1 protein-coding gene is annotated in these 234 nt (G+C 63.2%); it reads right to left on the bottom strand.

Annotated elements, in window-relative coordinates:
* Positions 1–234: hypothetical protein (locus tag Q5762_RS39725; RefSeq protein WP_315897185.1), on the bottom strand; the 234-nt coding region annotated here is incomplete at both ends.

Raw genomic sequence — 234 nt, 5'->3', positions numbered from 1 at the left:
GCCGAACATTCGCTGCGCCGTGCGGGCGATCCGGTCTGCCAGTTCTTCCCACCGAAACCAGCGGGGTATCGCGGCGGCCAACCGGCTGGTCCAGTCCGTCACCATTGCCAACATGTCGCGGAACCTCTCCGAAAGGCTGACGCCCGGTGATCCTGCGCTCAACGCATCGAGCCCCTCAAGAATGATCGGATCGACGCAGGCATGCAGTGCCGCGTTTTCATCTGCGTTTCGAGC

It is taken from the genome of Streptomyces sp. P9(2023) (genome assembly GCF_032436795.1).
GTDB lineage: Bacteria > Actinomycetota > Actinomycetes > Streptomycetales > Streptomycetaceae > Streptomyces.
Note: the sequence above shows the minus strand (reverse complement) of the source record. Positions and strands in the feature narration are given on the sequence as shown.